We start from the raw sequence: 21,380 nt of genomic DNA, 5'->3' as shown, positions 1-21,380 counted from the left end.
CAGCCGTACCAGGCTTCGGACGAGCCCGCTCGTTGTGGCCCGGTGCGGCTGATCGCTGAAAGGAATTGTCATGTCACAACCACGTAGCCACAGCTTCAGCTTCGAGTTCTTCCCCACCAAGACGGACGCAGGGCACGAAAAACTGATGGCAACGGCCAGACGCCTGGCCGAGTACAACCCGGACTTTTTCTCCTGCACCTATGGCGCAGGCGGCTCAACTCGCGACCGAACGCTGAACACCGTGCTGCAACTCGACGGCGATGTGAAGGTGTCGACCGCGCCGCATCTGTCCTGCGTAGGTGACGGCAAGCAAGAACTGCGCGAATTGCTGAACCTGTACAAGGACGCTGGGATCAAGCGCATCGTCGCACTGCGCGGCGACCTGCCGTCGGGCATGGGCATGGCCAGCGGCGAACTGCGTTACGCCAATGAATTGGTGGAATTCATTCGCAGCGAAACCGGCGACCACTTCCACATTGAAATCGCGGCCTATCCGGAAATGCATCCGCAGGCGCGCAATTTCGAGGATGACCTGGCCAACTTCGTGCGCAAGGCCAAGGCAGGTGCAGACAGCGCCATCACCCAATACTTCTTCAACGCCGACTGCTACTTCTACTTCGTCGAGCGTGTACGCAGGATGGGCGTTGAAACACCGATCGTTCCAGGCATCATGCCGATCACCAACTACAGCAAGCTGGCGCGCTTCTCCGACGCGTGCGGCGCCGAGATCCCGCGTTGGGTTCGCAAGCAGCTGGAGTCCTACGGGGACGACATGGAGAGCATTCAGGCCTTCGGCAATCAAGTCATCACCGAAATGTGCGAGAAATTGCTCGCTGGCGGCGCGCCCGGGCTGCATTTCTATACCCTGAACCAGGCTGAGCCCAGCTTGGCCATCTGGGACAACCTCAAGCTGGTCCGCTGACCATCACCGCTCCCTGCAGAAAACAGGGAGCTGGTCAATGAACCTGCGAACTGCCACACTGTCCTAGCAATGCGGTGTTAACAGGCTCTGTTATACTCCGCGCTTCCGCCAGGCTTACGCCCGGATGCCAGCATTTAAATGCGGCAGGACCGGACGGGATCGCACGCCAGTCGCGATTCGAGCCAGGCATGACCATCCCAGGGCCGCGCCCTAAACAAGACAGGATTACTCATGTCCTTTGCTTCCCTCGGTCTCTCCGAGGCTTTGGCCGGTGCCGTCGAGGCCGCCGGTTACACCCAGCCTACACCAGTGCAACAGCGGGCCATTCCCGCCGTGTTGCAAGGACGCGACCTGATGGTCGCTGCACAGACGGGCACCGGCAAAACCGGTGGTTTCGCACTTCCCGTACTGGAAATTCTGTTCCCCGGCGGTCATCCGGACCGCGAGAACCGCCACGGCCCGCGTCAACCTCGCGTGCTGGTGCTGACGCCAACGCGCGAACTCGCCGCCCAGGTCCATGACAGCTTCAAGCTGTATGCCCGCGACCTGCCGCTGAAAAGCGCAGTCATCTTTGGTGGCGTAGGCATGAACCCTCAGGTCCAGGCCATCGCCAAAGGGCTAGACGTACTTGTCGCCTGCCCCGGCCGGCTGCTCGATTTGGCCAATCAGAAGGCCGTCGATCTGTCTCATGTAGAGATTCTGGTTCTCGACGAAGCCGACCGCATGCTTGACATGGGCTTCATCCACGACGTGAAGAAGGTGCTGGCCAAGCTGCCGAGCAAGCGCCAGAACCTGCTCTTCTCGGCCACTTTCTCCCAGGACATCACCGATCTCGCCAGCAAACTGCTGCACGAGCCGGAAAAAATCCAGGTCACGCCACCGAACACCACGGTAGAGCGAATCGAGCAGCGCGTTTTCCGCCTGCCCGCCTCGCACAAGCGAGCACTGCTTGCGCATCTGATCACCAAAGGTGCCTGGGAACAGGTTCTGGTGTTCACCCGCACCAAGCATGGCGCCAACCGCCTCGCCGAATATCTCGACAAGCACGGGCTACCGGCCGTCGCGATTCACGGCAACAAGAGCCAGAACGCTCGCACCAAGGCGCTGGCTGACTTCAAGGCGAACCAGGTGCGCATCCTGGTCGCTACCGATATCGCCGCCCGCGGGCTAGATATCGATCAGCTGCCACATGTGGTCAACTTCGAGCTGCCAAACGTCGAAGAAGACTACGTTCACCGGATCGGTCGGACCGGCCGAGCCGGCCGCAGCGGCGAAGCGATCTCCCTGGTAGCACCGGACGAGGAGAAGCTGCTCAAGGGCATCGAGCGGATGACCAAGCAAAAGATTCCGGATGGCGATCTGATGGGCTTCGACTCCAGCACCATTGAGGCGGAGAAGCCTGAAGTGCGCGAACCCCGGCAGCCACGCCAACCGCGCCCGCCACGTAACGGCGAGCGTAAGCCGCGCCCCGAGCGCGCAGCGAAAACCACCGAGGCCAGCGGCGAGCCCAAAGAACGTGATCGCAACCGTCGTGGGCGCAACAAGCCACGCGGCTCTAGCGCGAGCCAAAGTTCGCCTGCACAGGGTGCAACTGCCGCTCCGGTGAGTCGCCCCCCGCGCCTGCCTAACGATCGCGACCCGGAAGTGTTCCTCGACGACGAGCTGGACAATTTCGGCAACAAGGTGGACTACGTTAGCCCCTACCAGAACAAGCAGGGCCGTGGGCGTCGTCCAGGCGCACCGGCTCAGCCTGGTGCCCAACCGCGCGCTGCAGCCGGCCCACGTGGCGGTTCAGCGCCGGCTGGCGGCGCAGCTGCAACGGGTAAGGGCAAACGTCAGGGTCCGGCCCGCGGTGGCCAGCCACGGCGCAAGAATGAAGGCCGACGTACCGATAATGACGGCCTTGGCCGTCAGGAAGCGGCCATCAAGCCTAAAGAAAAGCAGCCGCTGATCATTCACAAGGAGTCGAAGCTTGATCGATTACCAAGTGTTGATCAGCTTGAACAGCTGCCAACCCGGCCGCGCGGCGAGAAGCCAGCTTTGCTGACCCGCAACCGCTGAGTTGAGCCAAACAAAAACGCCGCCCTTAGGGCGGCGTTTTTGTTCGAGCAGGATTTAAGCGGCAGTCAAAGGCGTGGTTCCATGCCTGCCGGGGCCGATATCAGCCCCCAGTGGCAACCGGTTCGGACTGGGCATCCCATCCGCCACCCAGAGCCTTGAACAGCTCGACCTCGCTGGTCATCTGCGCCAGCCGGTCGCCGATGAACTGCTGCTGCACTTCGAATAGCTGCCGTTGTGCGTCCAGCAGGGTCAGATAGCTGTCAACGCCCGTGCGGTAGCGCCGCTCGGCAAGCCGATAGTAATCCTCACTGGTTTCCAGCAGGTCACGCTGAGCCTGAACCTGGCGGACGTAGGTGGCCTGAGCGGCCAGCCCATCTGCCACTTCCCGGAAGGCCGTCTGGATAGCCCGCTCGTACTGCGCTACCTGGATATTGCGGCTGATCTCGGCATAGTCGAGGTTGGCGCGCAACTGACCGGCATTGAAGATCGGCACGCTGATGCTTGGCGCGAAGTTCCAGTAGCTGGAGCCCCCATCGAACAGGCCGGACAGTTCGCTGCTTGCCGTACCCACGGCACCCGTCAAGCTGATACGCGGGAAGAACGCCGCACGTGCTGCGCCGATGTTCGCGTTGGCCGCACGCAGCTGATATTCGGCCTGAATGATATCAGGACGCTTGTACAGCAGATCCGATGGCAAGCCGACCGGAACAGTGGCTAACAGATCACGTTCGAGCCGGCCGTCAGCGGGTACTTCGACCGGAACGTTCTGCCCGAGCAGCATCCCTAGGTCGTTTCGATCCTGAGCCACCTGGCGAGTGTATCGCTCGATACCTACCCGGGCGGTATCGACCGCACTTCGGGCCTGGCTCAGCTCGAGTGCCGAGGCCACACCTACATCGAAACTGTGCTGAGTAAGCGAAAGGCTCTCTTCGTAGGTTTTCAGCGTGTCACGACTGACCTGCAGCAGCGCCTGATCGGCCTGCAGGGTTAACCAGGCATTGGCAACGCTGGCGATCAAACTGATCTGCGTGCTTCGCTGCGCCGCCTCGGTGGCGAAGTACTGTTGCAGGGCTTGTTCACGAAGACTGCCCAGACGTCCGAACAGATCCAGCTCCCAGGACACCCCGAGCGTCGCGCTGTACTGGCCGCTGATGGCGCTGCCACCGGTCTGGTTGAGATCGCCGGGAGTTCGGGTGCGATTGCCGGAGCCATCAGCGCTTACCGCAGGAAGAACGTCGGCGCGCTGTACGCGATAGAGGGCCCGATAAGCGTCGACGTTAAGCGCGGCGATGCGCAGGTCGCGGTTGTTGTCCAGCGCGACACTTATCAACTGACGCAGGGTGGGATCACGGAAAAAGGCTTGCCAGTCCAGCGCCATCTGCTGCCCTTGCGCAGCGCTGGCCGAACCCACATAGGCTTCACCCTCTGGCCAGCTGGCGGCTGTAGGCGTCTCGGGCCTCTGATATTGGGGCATCAACGAGCACCCGCTCAGCGCGGCCAGCAGCGCGACGCTCAGCAATGATCTTTTCATTGTGTATCTCCCTTTGGTGCATCGACGGCAGCTTTCTTGCGCTCACCCAGCGAAGACACCAGAACATAGAACAGCGGGACCCAGAAGATAACCAGCAGCGTCGCGGTCATCATCCCGCCGATCACGCCAGTACCGATTGCATGGGAACTGCCCGCACCCGCGCCACTGGCAAGCGCCAGCGGAACAACCCCGAGGGTGAACGCCAGCGAAGTCATGACGATCGGCCGCAAGCGCATACGGCATGCCTGCACCGCTGCATCGAATCGGCTCATGCCCTGCTCGTGAAGCTCCTTGGCGAATTCGACGATGAGGATCGCGTTCTTGGCAGTCAGCCCAATGGTCGTCAGCAGCCCGACCTGGAAGAACACATCATTGGACAAACCGCGGCCCATGGTCGCCAGCAAAGCACCGATGACCCCTAGTGGCACCACCAGCATCACGGCGAACGGAATCGACCAGCTCTCGTAGAGCGCTGCTAGACACAGGAACACCACCAACAGCGACAGGGCATAAAGCGCCGGCGCCTGATCGCCGGACAAGCGCTCCTCGTAGGACAAGCCCGTCCACGAAATTCCAACACCCTGCGGCAGCTTCTGAGCAATCTCCTCCACTGCCGCCATGGCGTCGCCAGAGCTATAGCCTGGCGCGGCCTGACCGAGAATTTCCATCGCCGACACACCGTTGTAGCGCGACAGCTTCGGCGAGCCGTAAACCCACTCACCGCTGGCAAAGGCACTGAATGGCACCATCTCGCCTGCATCGTTGCGCACGAACCATTTGTCGAGGTCTTCCGGATTCATCCGTGAACTGGCCTCGCCCTGCATGTACACGCGCTTGACCCGACCACGATCGATGAAGTCGTTGACGTAGCTGGAGCCCCAGCCGATCGACAGCGTCTGGTTGATCGCGCTCAGCGGAACGCCCAACACCCGCGCTTTCTCGTCGTCGATCTGCAGCTGATACTGCGGCTCGTCGTTTAGCCCGTTAGGACGTACGGCAGTCAATGCAGGATGTTCGGCAGCCATACCCAAGAACTGGTTACGAGCGTCCATCAGCACCTCGTGACCAACACCGGCACGATCCTGCAGATAGAAATTGAAGCCTGTTGCGTTACCGAGCTCCATCACCGCAGGGGGCGCAAACGCAAATACCATGGCATCCCGGAAGGAGCTGAAGTGCTGCTGAGCACGGCCAGCGAGAGACGCGACATCCTGCCCCTCGGCCGTACGCTCGCTCCATGGCTTCAAGCCGATGAATGCCAGCGCCGAATTCTGACCGCGACCAGCGAAGTTGAAGCCGGTGACGGTGAACACCGAATTCACCACGTCCGACTCTTCAGTGAGCAGGTACTCACGCATTGCGTCGACCGTCTGCTGGGTACGTTCGGCAGTGGAGCCGGCGGGAGTCTGTACCTGGGCAAAGAGAACGCCCTGATCTTCGTCGGGAAGAAACGAACTAGGCAGCCGGGTAAACAGCACAGCCATGACCGCGACGATCGCCACGTATAGCAGCAAGAATGGAATCTTGCGTTTGAGCACGCTGCGCACGCCCTTCTCGTAGCCGTCCACTCCGCGCTCGAAAGTGCGATTGAACCACCCGAAGAAGCCACGTTTGGCATGGTGCTGCCCCTGCGGGATCGGCTTGAGCAAGGTCGCACAGAGCGCCGGGGTGAATATCAGTGCGACAAGCACGGACAGCGTCATCGCCGACGCGATGGTGATCGCGAACTGTCGGTAGATGACGCCCGTGGAGCCGCCGAAGAACGCCATCGGCACGAACACCGCGGATAGCACCAGGCCAATGCCGACCAGCGCACCCTGAATCTGGGTCATGGATTTGCGCGTCGCCTCCAAGGGCGACAGCCCTTCCTCGGCCATCACACGCTCGACGTTTTCCACGACGACAATGGCATCGTCCACCAGCAGACCGATCGCCAGCACCATTGCAAACATGGTCAGGGTGTTCACGCTGAACCCGAATGCTGCCAGAACGCCGAACGTACCGAGCAACACCACGGGCACAGCCAGCGTAGGAATCAATGTTGCACGGAAGTTTTGCAGGAACAGATACATCACCAGAAAAACCAGGGCGATGGCTTCGAACAGGGTGTGCACTACGCCGGTAATCGATTCAGAGACAACAGGCGAAGTGTCGTAGGGATAAACGACCTCCATGCCCGCCGGGAAAAACGGTTGAAGTTCGTCGATAGTCGCACGCACCGCTTTAGCGGTATCCAGTGCGTTAGCGCCCGTCGCCAACTTGATCGCCATGGCAGACGCCGGCTTGCCGTTGTAGAGCGCACTGATTGCCGAGCTCTGTTCGGTCAGCTCGACCCTCGCCACATCGCCCAATCGAACCTGGGACCCATCACCGCTGACCTTCAGCAGTATGTCGCGGAACTGCTCAGGTGTTTGCAGACGGGTTTTGCCGATGATCGTCGCGCTCAGCTGTTGTCCGGGAACAGCGGGCAGTCCGCCGAACTGACCAGCCGACACCTGCACGTTCTGCGCCTTGATCGCATCACCGACGTCGGTCGGGGTAAGTGAGAAATTGTTCAGCTTGGCCGGGTCCAGCCATATCCGCATGGCGTACTGGGAACCGAAGACCTGGAAGTCGCCGACACCCGCAGTCCGAGAGATCGGGTCCTGGATGTTGGAGACGATGTAATCCGACAGGTCGCCACGGGTCATGCTGCCATCGGTAGAGACCACGCCGATGACCATCAAGAAGTTGCGCACCGCCTTGGTTACCCTGATGCCCTGCTGTTGCACCTCTTGCGGCAACAGAGGAGTGGCTAGCTGCAGCTTGTTCTGGACCTGCACCTGGGCGATGTCAGGATCAGTACCCTGCTCGAATGTCACCGTGATTTCCATGCTCCCATCGGAGTTGCTCGACGAGGACATGTAGCGCAGGCCATCGATTCCGTTCAGCTGCTGTTCGATTACCTGAACAACGGTGTCTTGGACCGTTTGCGCCGAAGCACCCGGGTAATTGACCTGAATGCCTACTGCCGGCGGCGCGATGCTTGGGTACTGATTGACGGGCAACGACAGAATGGAGAGCCCACCGGCCAACATGATCACCAGGGCGATCACCCAGGCGAAAATGGGCCGGTCGATAAAGAATCTGGACATTACTTGATTATCCTTGGCTCAGCCTTATTGGGCTTGTGGCTGGGCAGTGGCGACATTGGTCGCCGGTACGGGATTGACTTCGACACCCGGGCGGATGAATTGCAGGCCTTCTGTGATCAGACGATCGCCTGCTTCGAGGCCTTCAGTGACCAGCCAGCGGTTACCCACTGCCCGTGCAGCTTTGAGCTTGCGAATTTCGACCTTGTTGTCGGCACCGACGACCATGGCGGTCGCTTCGCCGGTCGGCGTACGGGTGACCCCCTGCTGCGGCGCCAGAATGGCCTCGCTCTTCACGCCGGCTACCAGCTGCGCATGAACGAACATACCGGGCATCAACATTTTGTCCGGATTCGGGAAGACCGCGCGCAGCACCACCGAGCCCGTACCCGCATCTACCGATACTTCAGAAAACTCCAACTTGCCCTCATGGGGGTAAGGCGTGCCGTCCTCAAGCACAAGCGTTGCTTTCGCCGCGTTTTCACCCGCTTTTTCCAGACGTCCCTCGGCCAGATCCCGACGCAAGCTGAGCAGATCGCGCGCAGGTTGTGTTACGTCGACATAGATGGGATCGAGTTGTTGGATCACTGCCAGCGCCTGGGCCTGACCACTGCTGATCAGCGCACCTTCTGTTACAGCAGAACGGCCAATACGGCCGGATATCGGCGCAAGCACTTTGGTGTAGCGTACGTTTATCCGCGCCCGCTCAAGCTCGGCCTCCGCCTGCAAGCTGGCAGCCCGCGCTTCTTCGAACGCCTGCTTGCTCACTGCCTGTTCCTTGACCAGCAACGCATAGCGATCGGCCAGAGACTTGGTGGAGGCAAGACTCGCCTGCGCGCTCTTGTACGTCGCTTGATAGATCGCATCGTCGATCTGGTAGAGCTGCTCGCCAGCCTTGACCTCGCTGCCTTCGGTGAAAAGACGCTTCTGGATGATGCCGTCCACCTGCGGGCGCACTTCAGCAACGCGATAAGCCTGCGCGCGGCCCGGAAGCTCGGTAGTCAGGGCAAATGATTCGGCTTCGAGCGTCACGATGCCCACTTGCGGTGCCTGCTGTGCCGCGGCAGGAGCCGCTGCCTGCTCGTCCTGGCACCCGCTTAGTACAGCCACAGCGGCAAGAAGGGTTAACAGCGCAGCACTGGCTGACTTGCTAGACATCGAAAGCGACCTCATAGAACAGATAGTCCCAAGCAGAACAGCTCGGACAGACTCGAATGGCAGAATGCGACGAATATACTTACATTCACGACTGTTTGTAAACAAACGATTGTGTCACGGATGCCCCTATTACGCCGATTGAGGAGATTCAATGGCCGGGGCTAATGCCTTCCTCAACAGGTGGTGCAGAAACGAGAACGCCGGCTATACGCCGGCGTCCTTTAAACTTCTGCTCGTTACTGACGGATACCTTCAACCGAAATGATCAGGTCGACAGTCTGCGAGGCCGGACCCAGGTCCATCTTGATATCGAAATCTTTCAACTTGAGGGTCGTCATGCCTTCAAAGCCCGCGCGATAGCCGCCCCACGGGTCCTTGCCCTCGCCCAGAAACTTGGCCGCGATTACCACGGGCTTGGTTACACCGTTCAGAGTCAGGTTGCCGGTGATATCGGCAGTACCATCACCGGTCGACTTGACCGAGGTGGACTCGAAAGTAGCGGTCGGGTGCTTGGATACGTTTAGGAAATCATCGCTGCGCAGGTGCTTATCGCGCTCGGCGTGATTAGAGTCGACGCTGGCGGTCTTCAACGTGACGTTGACCTTGCTCGCTTCCGGCTGATCGGCGTCAAAGCTGAAGCTACCGTCGAATTCCTTGAAGGTGCCCCACAGCCAGCTGTAGCCGAGGTGACTAATCTTGAAATTGACGAAAGCGTGCTGGCCTTTGGTGTCGATGGCATAGTCAGCAGCGGCGACTGGGCCGGCGGCAATCATTGAGCCCAGGGCAAGTGCAGCAAGGGTTTTCTTCAACATGGATGACTCCTTGGAGGGTTTATCAGGCATCGGCGCGGCCGAGCATCCGCTTGAGCGTCGGATCGCGATCGATGAAATGGTGCTTGAGAGCAGCCAGGGCATGCAGGCCGGAAAAGATCACCAGCCCCCAGGCCATGAACTCATGAACCAGGCCGGCAATGTCTTCCTGGTTTGGAATGGATGTGACCAGCGCCGGGACCTCGAACCAATCGAATACGCTAATGGACCGACCGTCGGCGGTGGATATCAGATAGCCGGAAATCATCACCCCGAACAAGCCAAGGTAGAGCACACCGTGACCGACCTTGGTTGCCAGACGTGTGAGCTGGCCGTGACTCGCAAGAGGCGCAGGACCGCTGCTGAGAAAGCGCCAGGTAACCCGGAGCACCATCACTGCCAGCAAAAGCAGACCAATGCTCTTGTGTATATCAGGTGCGGTGCGATACCAGCTGCTGTAGTAGGTCAATCCGACCATCCAGTATCCCAGCGCGAACAACACAACCACCGCAATTGCCACCAACCAGTGCATCACGATGCTTATCAGGCCGTAATTGGTGGAGGAATTTCGCCATTGCATGGGTCGTGTCTCTATATAAATGAATAGCGTTAGCCTAACGGCTAATAGATCGAAATGAATCGCATTTTTTCGTTTCAAAATATCGACCAGGCAGATAGATCTGCACGGACGGGACTGATGGTCGGTTTCTGCTAGGCTGCGCCGACGCCCGAGCTAAGGAGCAACAATGAGCCTGAATGACAGCTGGATGCAGCGCGACCTATCCGTACTCTGGCATCCGTGCACCCAGATGAAAGATCACGAGCAGCTTCCATTGATCCCGATACGCCGCGGTGAGGGCGTCTGGCTGGAGGACTTTGACGGCAAGCGCTATCTCGATGCAGTGAGCTCCTGGTGGGTCAACGTGTTCGGGCACGCCAACCCCCGCATCAATCAGCGCATCAAAGACCAGCTCGATCAACTCGAACACGTGATGCTTGCGGGTTTCAGCCACCAGCCGGTGGTCGAGCTGTCCGAGCGACTGGTGCAGATCACCCCTGCAGGCCTCCAGCGGGTGTTCTACACCGACAACGGTTCAACCGGTATCGAAGTCGCCTTGAAGATGAGCTTCCACTACTGGCGCAACATCGGGCGGGCGAACAAACAGCGCTTTGTGACGCTCACCAACAGTTACCACGGCGAAACCGTGGCCGCAATGTCGGTAGGCGACGTCGCCCTGTTCACCGACACCTACAAGCCTTTGTTGCTGGATACGTTCAAGGTGCCGAGTCCGGATTGCTATCTGCGGCCGGATGGTGTGACCTGGGAAGACCACTCACGACACATGTTCCAGCATATGGAGCAGACGCTAGCCGAGCATCATGATCAAATCGCCGCGGTCATCGTCGAACCTTTGATTCAAGGTGCAGGCGGGATGCGCATGTATCACCCGATCTATCTGAAACTTCTGAGAGAGGCCTGTGACCGCTACGATATCCACCTGATACACGACGAAATCGCCGTGGGGTTCGGCCGCACAGGTACCATGTTTGCCTGTGAGCAGGCGGGCATTACGCCTGATTTTTTGTGCCTGTCCAAGGCGCTCACCGGCGGGTACTTGCCGATGGCTGCCGTGCTGACTACCGAGACGCTGTATCAGGCGTTTTACGACGACTATTCCACGTTGCGAGCCTTCCTCCACTCGCACACCTACACCGGTAATCCACTGGCATGCGCTGCGGCCCTGGCCACGCTCGATATCTTTGAACAAGACGCAGTCATCGAAGCCAACAAGGTGCTGGTCGCACGAATGGCGACTGCCACCGCTCACCTTCGCGACCATCCAAACGTCTCTGAGGTGAGACAGACCGGCATGGCAGTCGCCATCGAGATGGTGCAGGACAAGTCAAGCAAGACCGCATACCCCTGGCAGGAGCGACGCGGGCTGAAGGTTTACCAGCACGCCCTGCAGCGTGGGGCGCTGCTCCGGCCTCTGGGTGGAGTGGTGTATTTTCTGCCACCCTACACCATCACCGAAGAACAGATCGACTTTCTCGCCGAGGTAGCTACCGAAGGGATCGATATCGCGACTCGCACTGCGGTCAGTGTGCCGGTGGCTCCGGGTGCGCCGAGTGAGTTCCGTGACCCCGGCTAGCGCATCACTAGCCTTCATGAGACCTCGGTAACCCTATAAACTGCCGACCCACCTTCAGACCGTAGCTTTGCGATGCGAATATCCCGATTTTTCATCGACGCACCGTTGTCCCTTGGCACCTGCGATCTTCCTGAAGCCTCCGCTCACTACATAGGCCGAGTCCTGCGTTTGACGGCCGGCACGGCCGTACAACTGTTCGATGGCAGCGGTCAGGAATATGCAGGCGCTCTGGTCGAAGTAGGAAAAAAGCACGTCACCGTCGAGTTGCGCGAGCGGTTTTCAGGACAGGCGGAATCTTGCTTGAAGATTCATCTGGGACAAGGACTTTCGCGTGGTGAGCGGATGGATTGGGCTATCCAGAAAGCCACTGAACTCGGCGCTGCAGAGATTACCCCAATCATCAGTGAGCGCTGCGAAGTGCGGCTGAAAGACGAACGAGCAGACAAGAGACTGACTCACTGGCGCCAGGTCGCCATAAGCGCCTGCGAGCAATGCGGCCGCTCTATCGTCCCGACGATTCATCCGCCTATGCCGATGTCGGAATGGCTCAAGCTTGAGGCTGAGCTGAAGCTGGTCTTGCATCCCGTCGCAGCACCGCTGGCCTCCCATCCGCGCCCGGCCACGCTCGCCTTTCTGATCGGCCCGGAAGGTGGGTTGAGTGAGGGAGAGGTAGCGCAAGCCCGCAGCGCAGGCTTCCAGCCTGCCCGCCTGGGGCCGCGTGTGCTGCGCACCGAGACTGCGCCAGTGGTAGCGTTGAGCGTGGCGCAGCAGCTATGGGGCGATTTTCAGCCCGACATCTGACAAGGGTAGGGCAGTATCGGGATAGTCCAAAAGGAGGACAGGCCGATCAGATCAACCCTGCATCCGCCAACTTCTGTTCAAGGGCAACCAGGTCAGGAATTCGAGCCTGCACATCGCCAAGGTTGACTGCGTCCAACTCCAGCGGCGCGAGCGTGACATCCGAGCGCGCCAGGCTCGGATCCAACTTGACCGAGCGCGGAATGCCCTGCACCAACAATGCAATGAACTTCACGTGATCACGCCCACCCAGGGCATTGAGCACTGCCACGCGGGCGCGTGCTCCGGTTTCCGGCTGTCCGTTTGACGCCGCCTCGAACGAAAGTAACGGTAATGTCAGGTCTCTCCAGGGTACCTGTCCAAGAAACCAGGAGGGCGTGCCCTGCGCAGACTGCGGTGCGCGGTATGGAATCAACTCGGCGACGGCCACGTTTGGCAGCAGCAGCGTACGATCGGCCAGCGGCACCAAAAGCCCGGTCAGGCTGGCGGAAGTATCTTGGGTGATAGCGGGTTGGCTCATGGGTTATTCCGTTTGCAAGGCGGCAACAGGAGTACTGGCCCGCTGCAGAAAATGATTGACCAGGGCCTGGGCTAGCTCGCGAGGATCGCCGCTGACTGAGCTGTAACCACCCTCCCTCAGGCTGTCTGGCATGCTCGAACAAACGCAGGAGTCAGCACGTTGAGTCCAGACTTTGGCGCCCTGTCGCAATACATAAGCAGCAGCCGCGTTGCCGTCGCTGCCCATGCCGCTGAAAGCAATGACGCCACAACGGTTACCGAACTGCTGAGCAAGGTTGAGCATCATCTGGTCGATGGACGGACTATACGGTTCTGGCCAGCCTCGCCCGTGGAGCAGCATGGAGCCATCCTTGTCGAAGCCCATCTCCTGACTGATGGGTGCGACAACAACCTCCCCACAGCGTATCGAATCATTCGCCCGGGCCGGGTTGACGCTCCACTGACTGTGCCGCCCTACCGCCTGCGACAATGCCGACTCGAAGCTCGCCTCGATGTGCTGCGCGTAAACGAAGCCAACCGGCAACCCGAGCGGTAGCGCATCGAGAAATGCCTTGACGGCCTCAGGCCCGCCCAGCGAAGCCGCCAATAGCCAGACCTCACGAGCCGGTTCGCCATCAACGGAACCAGCGTTGGAAAACGCACCGGGCAGCTCAAGACGCGTCGAGCGCTCAGCATCTGCCTTGAGCACCTCAAGCCGGGGGCCGACCACTTTGGACGGGTCGCCAACCAGACGCTTTAGCTTGCCAAACATGCGCCGCTCCCAGCGCGGATAATGCTCCGAATGCCGCTCGGGAGCATGCCCTTCTCCAAACAGTACCGGGCAGGCGTCACGTTCGAGTAGTGCATTGACCAGCGGCGAATCCTCTGTCTGGGCCAGATCAACCAGCCAGAGATCGGCATCCATCGCTGCCAGATCGGCCTCTTCAAGCCGAGCGGGATCACTGTTGAGCACAACGGTATAGCCGTTTGCCGTCAGAGCTTGTTGCAGCACGTGACGCTGTAACGATGTATCGGCGATCACTCCAATGCGAGCCGCAACGACATCACTCATGGCGTTTGACCAGTTGTTGAATCGTCTCCAGCAGCAGCGACTCCTGGTAGGGTTTTCCGAGGTATTCGTTCACACCGATGGACATCGCCCGATCTCGGTGCTTCTCGCCGGTCCGCGAGGTAATCATGATGATCGGCAGACCCTTCAGATGCTCGTCATGACGAACGAGAGTTGCGACTTCGAAGCCGTCCATGCGGGGCATTTCGATGTCCAGAAGCATGACGTCCGGCTTGCGCTCCTGCAGCTGAGTAATTGCGTCGACACCATCCTTGGCTGTCAGCACGTTCATACCGTTGCGCTCGAGCAAACGGCTGGTCACCTTGCGAACCGTTACCGAGTCATCCACCACCATGACAAGTGTCGGTCGATCGACTTCAACTTCGGCGGGCTCTTCATGACCAAGCAGGCGCAACGGTTGCTGCTGTGTGAGCAGATGTGCGTGCAGCACGCGAATGGTTGCGAGCAGATCGAGAATTACCACCACACGGCCGTCACCAAGAATGGTGGCGCCGGAAATCCCGGGTACTGTGGCAAATTGTGGGCCGAGGCTCTTCACCACGATTTCACGCGAGCCGGCAAGGCTATCGACCTGCACCGCCACGCTGTGCTCGTTGGATCGTACGAGGATCACCGGAAGAGGCAAGCTCTGGCCAACCAGCTTTGGCCGTTGTCCATTGTTCAGCAGCTCGCCAAGATAACGCAGCTCATAGGTCTGGCCCGCATACTCGAAGCGAGAAGCGCCAGGCTGATAGTAGGCCTCCAATTCGTATGGCGAGACCCGGACGATACCCTCAATGGTATTCAAAGGGATCGCGTAAAGATCCTCGCCCGAGTAGACCATCAGAGCACGGTTGACCGACACGGTGAACGGCAAGCGGATCAAGAAACGCGTACCAGCGCCAAGCGTCGACTCGATGCTCATCGAACCGCCAAGCTGCTTGACCTCGGAATGCACCACGTCCATTCCCACCCCGCGGCCGGAAATCTGGGTGACCTTCTCGGCTGTCGAGAATCCGGCCTCGAGGATGAACTGCAGCACCTCATGGTCCGACAGATCACTGCCGGGCAGCATCAACCCGCGCTCGACCGCTTTGCGGCGAACGGCTTGCAGATTGATCCCCGCCCCGTCATCGCTCAATGCCAGAACGATGTCCCCGCCTTCACGGCTCAAGTCCAGGCGGATGTTGCCCTGTTCGGGCTTGCCTGACGCCACTCGTGTAGCCGTCGCTTCGATGCCGTGGTCCACCGCATTGCGCAGCATATGTTCAAGCGGCGCAACGATGCGTTCCAGCACGCTACGGTCCATCTCCCCAGTAGCGTTGCCGACATGAAACTCGACCTGCTTGCCCAGCTCACTAGCGACCTGACGAACGATCCGGCGCAAGCGCGGCACAAGACGATCGAACGGCACCATGCGCGTGCGCATGAGGCCTTCCTGAAGCTCCGTGTTAACCCGAGCCTGCTGTAGCAACAGCGTTTCCGCGTCACGGTTGCGCGCCGCGAGCGTTTCCTTGAGGTCCAGAAGGTCAGACGCCGATTCGAACAAGGCGCGCGAAAGTTGCTGAAGCTGAGAGTGGCGGTCCATCTCCAATGGATCGAAATCGTCGTATCCCGCGCGCTCTGCCTCAGCCTGGTAGCGGCTGAGAATCTGCGCCTGGGTCTCGGTGTCCAGACGCCGCAACTGGTCACGCACCCGCTCGATCGTGGCCTCCATTTCCCCGAGGGTAAAGCCGACATCACTAACTTGCTGCTCGACTCGCCCGCGGAAAATCGACGTTTCCCCTGCCAGGTTGACCAACCCCTCCAGAAGATCAGCAGGCACCTTGACCAACTCTTGCGGCGCCCGTCGAGAGGCCGCATCCAGCGCTGCCTGCTCGGCACGACGGATGAAGGGCAGCACCTTGGCGGGGGTATTTGCCGTTGGGGATTGAACGCTAGCCGCCACGATTGGCGTCTCAAGCTCAATCACGGAGGACACGGCCGGCGCCTCCGAAACAGGCTCGTTCGGCTCCTGATCGATGGATTCGTCTTGCGGCTCGGTTGCCAGCCGCGAGCGCATCGACTCGACTTCCTTGAGCAGTGCGTCGTACCCACCCTGAACATCCAGGAACAGGCTGTCGGTCCATGCCCCACCTTGCATTTGGGCTTCACCCAGACGCTGCTCAAGATCGTGGGCCATGTCTCCAAGACGGCCCTGGGCCGCCAGGCGGGCGCCGCCTTTCAGCGTATGCAATACACGCATCATGTCGACGAGAGGGCCCGCGCCATCACGCGTGGCTTCCCACCGCCCCAAGGCGGCCTCCATATCCTCAAGCAGGTCATCAGCCTCTTCGACGAAGATGTCCAGAATCTCCGCTTCGGCCGAATCCTGTGCGGCGTCCTGCGCGGCCTTCAAGGCAACGCTGCTGGGCATGCTCAGCTGTTCGTCCGGATTCGCTCGAAAGTGCCTGATGGTTGCGATCAGATCCTCACCGCCGGGAAGCTCGCGGTTGTCCCGCACTGCGTCAAGCATTGCTGCCAGCCGGTCGTGGCATGTCTGCAACAGCCCGAACAACATCGGGCTGGCCCGATAGCTACCTGCGCATAGCCCCTCATAGAGGAACTCCAACTCATGGGCAAGATCACCGATTTCGCGAATGTCAGCCATTCGCGCACCGCCCTTGAGCGTATGCAGATCCCGTTGGAGCGCTTCGATCTCGAAACTGTTGTCGACATCATCAACCCAGCGCTGAAGCGAAGCGCTCGCACGCTCCATGATGTCGAAGCCTTCTTCCAGAAAAATCTCTACCAGCTCTGGATCTCGGGTATCAAAACCGCCGGTCTCGTCTGGCGCCGTATCTGCCATCGCTGACTGCACTTGCGCACTGGAGGCATCGGCTTGCTCGAGGTCATCGGTACTATCTGCAAGCTGAGCCGTGTCTTGATCAAGGAACTCGGCCGAGCTAAGTGTTACCTCGCTCGGCACGTCATCTTCAAGCTCGTCCGGATCAAGCTCATCCGCTGTATTTGTTTCGAACTCGGTCTGCACATCTACGTCGAGAGAAACCGACGTCTCATCAATCGAGCTCTGTAACTCATAGGATTCAACAGCGTCTACGGCAGACGGCGTATCGTCATGTGCAAGTATCAGATCATCAGGCACCGCAGCATGGTTCTCGAAGACCGGATTGCCACCTTGACGGTAGGCCTTTATGAGAGCGATCAACTTAGCTGCAGGATCCATTGGCCGGTGAGCCTGTAGCTGCTCGAGCTGGACAGCGAGCTGATCATGGCTGCGCAACAGAAGTGCCGCCAGATCATCGGTATGCGTGTAACGGCCGTCTGACAACCCTTCATAAAGAGTTTCCAGCTCGTGAGACAGATCACCGATCGGCCGGATTTCAGCCATCCGTGCCCCGCCCTTGAGGGTGTGCAAGTCACGCAACAGCGCCGAAAGCGCCAACTGGTTGGACGGATCGTTCAGCCAGCGATCCAGTGCAGCGCCCGCACTTTCGAGAAGATCGACGGCCTCGTCGAGAAAAATCTCGACCATTTCTTCGTCTAGATCATTCAGCTCAACCTGCTCTTGAGTGCTTTCGATCGACCAGGCTTCGGCTTCGGCTTCGGCTTCGGCTTCGGCTTCGGCTTCGGCTTCGGCTTCAACGATAGTATCGAAGGCCTCAGCGGCACCAGCGCTAACCATCTCAGCTTGCGGATCATCGACCGGCAACTCGAAGGACAATGGATCGAGTGCCTCGGCCAGGAGTTCTTCAAGACGCTCTACCAGCTCTGGTTGGCCGGTAACCTGAAGCCCGGCCGCAACCTGATCCATCATCCCGACCAGCGCTTCATGTCCCTGCTCGACGTCATCGAAAAAGCGCCCACTGACTGCAAGGCGACCTTCCTGCACGACCGCATAAAGTTTCAGCAGAACCTGGCACAGCGCGTCGATCTGAGGCAGATCAGCCATCTGAGCGCCGAGACCGAGCGTGGTCAGTTCCTCCAGGAGGGCCGTGAGCTCCTGACGCTCTGCCGGGTGTTCCCGCCAGCTATGCAAGAGGTCTTCGGCGTCCAGCAGGATGTTCATGCCTTCCGACAGAAACAGCGAAATCATCCCGGGGTCGCGCGGCTCGCCAAGCTCGCTTTCGCTACGCTCGCCCGCATGAGCCAGACGGGCATCGTGCAGCGCATGAACTCGTGCAATGAGCTCGTCGGCGCCCTCGATGGGCGCTAGCGGTTGATGGTCCAGGTTCTCCATCCCTCGACGCAGGAGCTGTTCAGCGCCATGCAGAAGCTCTGCCTCGGCTAGATCCATAGGTATCAGATTGGCCTTGAACTCCTTGACCATCTTCTCAAGCGGCGTGGCGATCTCTGCCATCGGCAGTATCCCGGCCATGTGCGCGCTCCCCTTAAGGGTATGCAGAGCACGCTGCAGGGAATCAGTGACGGGCTGCGGAAGACGCTGGGCGCAATCGGCGAGGAAATCTACCAGAGCCGACAGATGTGATTCGGCTTCGTTACGGAAGATCTCAAGCAACTGAGGATCCATGACGTCCTCTGCCGGCTCTTCCTGAACTGGCTTCTCGGGCTCGACACCGCCCCGCGGATCGGGATCTGTCGGCAGCCCCTTGGCCAATGCATGGGCATTGGCAGCCAGACGATCAACATCATCACGTTGACGCTGCGCCTTGGCTGCAAACTCCTCGACCAGCGAGGGCATCAATGCGACTACATCATTGATTAGGCTCTTGACCGGATCACTCGGCTCGATACTCCGATCAAGTACTCGATTGAGCAGATTTTCAACCGACCAGGCGAGTTCGCCGATGACCAGCGCTCGCACCATGCGCCCGCTGCCCTTAAGCGTATGAAAGGCTCGGCGAACCTCGCCAAGAGAACCCTTGTCGGAAGTATCCAGGCACCACCGAGGCAGGAATTCACCAATGGTTTCGAGAACCTCAGCCGCTTCCTCGATGAAAACTTCAAGCAGGTCGTCGTCGACGGGCTCTTCGTCGGCAGGCGGGGGCAGAATGCTAGGTGGAACATCACGCGCTGGTGGGTTGATCGAGACGACAGGCGTGGCCATGACATCTTCCAACGTCAAGGCAGGCTCGCTGGCAGCCGGCTGCTCCATCGGCTCAGGGAGCGATACCTCTGGCATGTCGAGCTCGGCCATTTCAGCTTCGCTCCAGTCCACTGCGTAGCTGAGCGAATCTTCAACTGGCAGCTCTTCGGCGAGAGTTGCTAACTCTTCAGGTTCGCCAGCCGATTCTGGCACAGCCTCCGGCTCTGAAAGCTCAAGCGCTTCGCCAGGCCATTCGGCCGCCTGGAACTCGTCTACCTGATCAACGGGTTCAACGAGCAGGTCGTCGCCCAAATCTACTGTTATTTCAGCATCAGGCAGGTCAGACGGATCTACTGGGGCGACTTCTTCTGGGCCAGAAAACTGCACAGACTCAGTTGCGTTTGCGGAGACCGGTTCGAGCTCCGGCAGCAGCACTTCGATTTCATCAAGCGGATCGCATAGTTGGACATCCGTATCGGCGAGGGATGCTTCACTGTCGGATGTCGGCTGGCCACCTAGGGGGTAACCCAAGGCTTGCAAGCTTTCCTCTGCGACATCGAGGATAAGATCACCTTGCGACCCGCAGTCTTCACTGAGGCGCTCGAGATAGTATTCGACGCTGGTTATCGCGTCGGCCAGGGTATCCAAACTTTGCCAGTCAGGAATTGCCTGCTTATCGAGCAGCTGTTCCTGGATATAGCGGTTGCAGGCATCTAGCAAGCCTGCAGCACGCGCCAGCGGAACCATCGCAAGACCGCCCCGGGATTGGGTCAGGAGTTCCGGTACACGAGCGAGATGCTGGTGATTCCATTGGGAGGCAATGAATTCGATGATTGCGTCCTTGGCCTGTTCGAGACCGGTACGCGCCTCACGGATGACCAGGCGATGGATTTGCGCAACGTCGGTAGTCGGAAGATGACTTTCCTCGCTGCGCTCCTCGGTAGTACCGCCCACCATCCCTGCCAGAGTAGCCTCGACATACAACAATGCACCGGCAACATCCATCAACGCCGCGTCGTCGGGCTGCTGCTGACCGGTCGCCAGAGTTTCGACCAAGCTGATCTGGTCAAGGATAATGCGTCGCGGTTGTCCAAACCCCAGCACAGCAAGCGTGTCGGCAATCTGCTTGAGCGGCGGCTGAAGCGCTGCAAGCTCCGCGAAGCCCATACGGTCGCTACGAACGAAAAGGTCCAGACTGTCTTTTACCCTTACCAATTCTTCGCACAGTGCAGCGACAACCGAGCGCATGGCGCCACGATCAGGCCCGGCTAGCTGGGCGCGCTCCTCATCGACCACGGTGCTGTCAGGCAGCGCTTCATCCAGGCTGTATTCGGCCTTCAACGCCTGGATACGCGGCGACTGGGTGGGCGCCTTCGCCACGTAGAAGAGCAGATTTTTCGTCAGTTCGTCAGGGGCTGCCTGGTTGATTCCCTCGGCCCCCTGGGTGACGAGCCGCTTCAGCTCCTTATCCACCTGGCGCAACAGGTTCTTGACCGTGGTGCTATTGGCCACGGCCCCACTGGCGAGCCCCTCGACTACGCCGGACGCAACCTGCCATAGCGCGCCCAGTGGCGCATCCTTGCAGAGCATCTCAAGACGCGCAAAAACCCGGGCCATGTAACCAAGGTTGGTGGCCATGTCTTGATTACGGATAACGCCAACCAACGCAACCTGAAGCATCTGCCGTAGCTTGCGGAGCAGTCCGGGAAGATCCGCGGTCTGCCGCTGCGCCAGAAACTCCCCCGATAGCGCGGGAGTCCGTGACGACATGTTGGGGGAGAACAGGCTGGTTTCCGACAACAGCTTCTCCCCACGGGCCGCGCGCAGGTCATTTAGCAGCGGCAATACAACCATGGGGAGATCGCGACGGGCGCTCTGGATGCGATCCAGATATACGGGCATCTGCAGAATGGCCTGCATGAGCACTTCAAGCGCTTCAGACTGGCTAGCGACATTATCCTCTAGAAGCGCCCGGGCGAGCTGTTCCATTTCTTCCGCGAGCAACGCAGCGCCGTAGAATTCGACCATCTGCAAGGTGCCGTGCACCTGATGGACGTAAGTCATGCAGAAGCGCATCCGCGTCGAGTCTTGCGGGTTTTCGACGAACGCTTCCAGGGCCTGCCGCGCCTGCTTAAGCGTTTCGGCAATCTCGCCCTTCACCCACTCCAGGGCGACATAATCGTGCCGATCACCCATAGCGACT

At 59.7% G+C, this 21,380-nt stretch carries 12 protein-coding genes; 4 read left to right on the top strand and 8 right to left on the bottom strand.

The window, feature by feature from the left end; translation table 11 throughout:
• Window positions 1–70: 70 nt before the first annotated feature.
• Entirely contained in the window at window positions 71–922 is an 852-nt protein-coding gene (metF, locus tag EA797_RS01915) for a methylenetetrahydrofolate reductase [NAD(P)H] (RefSeq protein WP_122163503.1), read from the top strand.
• Between the two features lie 231 nt (window positions 923–1,153).
• Complete coding sequence (rhlE2, locus tag EA797_RS01910; RefSeq protein WP_122163502.1) at window positions 1,154–2,983, top strand: RNA helicase RhlE2; 1,830 nt, start codon at window positions 1,154–1,156, stop codon at window positions 2,981–2,983.
• A gap of 100 nt (window positions 2,984–3,083) precedes the next feature.
• Here the strand turns inward: rhlE2 and adeC are convergent, their stop codons facing one another.
• From adeC to EA797_RS01885, 5 genes are all read right to left on the bottom strand, one after another.
• Window positions 3,084–4,514, bottom strand: a complete 1,431-nt coding sequence (gene adeC / locus EA797_RS01905; RefSeq protein ID WP_122163501.1) for an AdeC/AdeK/OprM family multidrug efflux complex outer membrane factor — start codon at window positions 4,512–4,514, stop codon at window positions 3,084–3,086.
• Window positions 4,511–7,648, bottom strand: a complete 3,138-nt coding sequence (locus EA797_RS01900) for an efflux RND transporter permease subunit (protein ID WP_122163500.1) — start codon at window positions 7,646–7,648, stop codon at window positions 4,511–4,513. Before EA797_RS01900 ends, adeC begins: the two co-directional genes overlap by 4 nt.
• Window positions 7,649–7,672: 24 nt before the next feature.
• Window positions 7,673–8,803, bottom strand: coding sequence for an efflux RND transporter periplasmic adaptor subunit (locus EA797_RS01895; RefSeq protein ID WP_122163499.1), 1,131 nt, complete (start codon window positions 8,801–8,803; stop codon window positions 7,673–7,675).
• Window positions 8,804–9,039: 236 nt separating this feature from the next.
• Complete coding sequence (locus tag EA797_RS01890; protein ID WP_122163498.1) at window positions 9,040–9,615, bottom strand: YceI family protein; 576 nt, start codon at window positions 9,613–9,615, stop codon at window positions 9,040–9,042.
• A gap of 22 nt (window positions 9,616–9,637) precedes the next feature.
• A complete protein-coding gene (locus EA797_RS01885) occupies window positions 9,638–10,192 on the bottom strand; it encodes a cytochrome b (RefSeq protein WP_122163497.1) in 555 nt (184 codons plus the stop codon).
• Between the two features lie 166 nt (window positions 10,193–10,358).
• Here EA797_RS01885 and EA797_RS01880 point away from each other — a divergent pair, with 166 nt between their 5' ends.
• Both EA797_RS01880 and EA797_RS01875 read left to right on the top strand, forming a co-directional pair.
• On the top strand, window positions 10,359–11,765 hold the full coding sequence (locus EA797_RS01880) for an adenosylmethionine--8-amino-7-oxononanoate transaminase (RefSeq protein ID WP_122163496.1): 1,407 nt from the start codon (window positions 10,359–10,361) through the stop codon (window positions 11,763–11,765).
• 72 nt (window positions 11,766–11,837) lie between these two features.
• A complete protein-coding gene (locus EA797_RS01875) occupies window positions 11,838–12,566 on the top strand; it encodes a 16S rRNA (uracil(1498)-N(3))-methyltransferase (protein ID WP_122163495.1) in 729 nt (242 codons plus the stop codon).
• 46 nt (window positions 12,567–12,612) lie between these two features.
• On the opposite strand, the gene EA797_RS01870 is transcribed toward EA797_RS01875, so the two are convergent.
• The 3 genes from EA797_RS01870 to EA797_RS01860 are packed head-to-tail and all read right to left on the bottom strand — an operon-like array spanning window position 12,613 to window position 21,373.
• Window positions 12,613–13,083 (bottom strand): chemotaxis protein CheW, encoded by a 471-nt coding sequence (locus tag EA797_RS01870; RefSeq protein WP_122163494.1) that lies wholly within the window; start codon window positions 13,081–13,083, stop codon window positions 12,613–12,615.
• Window positions 13,084–13,086: 3 nt separating this feature from the next.
• Entirely contained in the window at window positions 13,087–14,133 is a 1,047-nt protein-coding gene (locus tag EA797_RS01865; RefSeq protein WP_122163493.1) for a chemotaxis protein CheB, read from the bottom strand.
• Window positions 14,126–21,373 carry an Hpt domain-containing protein gene (locus tag EA797_RS01860; protein WP_122164648.1) on the bottom strand — a complete coding sequence of 2,416 codons (7,248 nt, stop codon included), beginning with the start codon at window positions 21,371–21,373 and terminating at the stop codon, window positions 14,126–14,128. The genes EA797_RS01865 and EA797_RS01860 overlap by 8 nt, the downstream gene beginning before the upstream one ends.
• Window positions 21,374–21,380: the final 7 nt, after the last annotated feature.

The organism is Stutzerimonas zhaodongensis, assembly GCF_003696365.1.
GTDB classification, from domain to species: domain Bacteria; phylum Pseudomonadota; class Gammaproteobacteria; order Pseudomonadales; family Pseudomonadaceae; genus Stutzerimonas; species Stutzerimonas zhaodongensis.
Note: the sequence above shows the minus strand (reverse complement) of the source record. Positions and strands in the feature narration are given on the sequence as shown.